The organism is Actinomadura sp. NPDC048955 (genome assembly GCF_040649435.1).
GTDB classification, from domain to species: Bacteria; Actinomycetota; Actinomycetes; order Streptosporangiales; family Streptosporangiaceae; genus Spirillospora; species Spirillospora luteofluorescens.
In genome coordinates this window covers 1-1376 of record NZ_JBEZJI010000199.1, presented here as the reverse complement: position 1 = coordinate 1376, position 1376 = coordinate 1, and the positions used below count along the sequence as shown (strand labels likewise).

Genomic DNA, 1376 nt, shown 5'->3' with positions numbered 1-1376 from the left:
CGCGGCCGCACCACCGCTGGGGATGTCGATGAAACGCCTCGAGAAACGTTGCCGGAAACGCGATCGAAACCAGCACGCCCGGCCGCGACCCGGCGCCCTGGCAGGGCGCCCTTAAAGACGTAAAGAAATGTCTCATCCGAGTCGACTCCCCGAGGCGGCTGGGGAGGATTTCCCAGGCGTTCGGCAAGCCGCCGCGACTGGTCTCGGGATCCCCGATCGACCTGGTCGCCGCCGAACTGCTGGAGAAGATCACCCGATGAGCACCGCCAGCAAGGCCGAAGCCCGCAACCGCGGCCGCGCAACCGACGTCCCGACGGGCCCCTCCGCCACGCCACTCCCACCACCCGAACCCGCACCCCAAGACCAAGACCAAGACCAGGCCACACCCGCCGACCGCCCCCAACACACGCCCAGCCGGGCCACCGCCGGCAAGGGACGGCGCGGGCACCTACGCAACCTGTCGCTGGAACGCACCCCAGACGACCACGACCGCTCAAGGTGTGGCTGATCACCGCGTTCGGAGGCGACGCCAAAGCCACCCCCGTCCTACGCGCCGTGCTCGCCGAGGCCTACACCGACCCCACGCTCACCGAGCGCGTACGCCGCCGCCTGCAGTCCCGGGATCCCGGGATCTTTCCTAACCGGTCCCGTGCACAGCGGATCAAGATCATTGATTGATGCCTCGGTGTGGGGGTCGGGGGGTCTTGTGAGGGGACGGGGATCGTGGGTGGCGAGGACGCATTCGTGGGTCTGGCAAGGGTGTGGCCCTTCCCGATGGTCGGGAAGGGCCACAGTTGCAGCGCTCGGCGCGAGCGCGGTTCAGGTGGTCAGCCCAGGACCACGTTGACGGCGCGCGTGCAGGTGTAGCTGCCGTCTTCGTTCGAGTGGTCGACCATGTCGAAGCTGGCGACCTTCTTGCCCAGTCGTGCTTCCAGGTCCTTCTTGACGGCCGGCTTCAACCCGGCCTGGCTGGCGGTGACGTTGACCGTGTAGTTCAGGTCGAATTCGGCCCCGCTCTGGTTGGGCATGGTGTCCTCCTGGTTGTGTGGGCAGCGCTGTGGCTCAGGCCGCTGCCCGATCTCTGGTTTTCGTCCGCCGCGTCGCAGTGGACAGCCCCTGGTTTTAAAGGGCCAGGGAGGACTGTACGTCGATCGGTGTACAGGCCGTGAGGATGGGGTACTGGCGACCGTGTGCGGGTCTCAGGACCCGGCGGCTTCTTCCGCAAGGCCAGCGGCCGGTTCCGCCGGCTACGACCACGACAAGTACCGGCGCCTGGTGTGGGCCAAGGGCATCAAACCGGTCATCGCCCGCCGCGGCGCCCCGCACGGGTCCGGGCTGGGCGTCCACCGCTACGTCGAATGATTCCGCGATCGACG

2 protein-coding genes and 1 pseudogene are annotated in these 1376 nt (G+C 67.9%); 2 read left to right on the top strand and 1 reads right to left on the bottom strand.

The window, feature by feature from the left end:
• Window positions 1-498: 498 nt before the first annotated feature.
• A complete protein-coding gene (locus tag AB0C84_RS46225) occupies window positions 499-678 on the top strand; it encodes a hypothetical protein (protein ID WP_361079298.1) in 180 nt (59 codons plus the stop codon).
• 149 nt (window positions 679-827) lie between these two features.
• Here the strand turns inward: AB0C84_RS46225 and AB0C84_RS46220 are convergent, their stop codons facing one another.
• Window positions 828-1028 carry a hypothetical protein gene (locus AB0C84_RS46220; protein ID WP_361079295.1) on the bottom strand — a complete coding sequence of 67 codons (201 nt, stop codon included), beginning with the start codon at window positions 1026-1028 and terminating at the stop codon, window positions 828-830.
• 217 nt (window positions 1029-1245) lie between these two features.
• Between AB0C84_RS46220 and AB0C84_RS46215 the strand changes: the two are divergent.
• Window positions 1246-1356: pseudogene (locus tag AB0C84_RS46215) on the top strand (IS5/IS1182 family transposase); the annotation flags it as partial.
• Between the last annotated feature and the right edge of the window lie 20 nt (window positions 1357-1376).

Bases quoted from the DNA above. Each gene is read 5' to 3' on its own strand.
- AB0C84_RS46220 (WP_361079295.1), bottom strand. From the start codon at position 1,028: ATGCCCAACCAGAGCGGGGCCGAATTCGACCTGAACTACACGGTCAAC.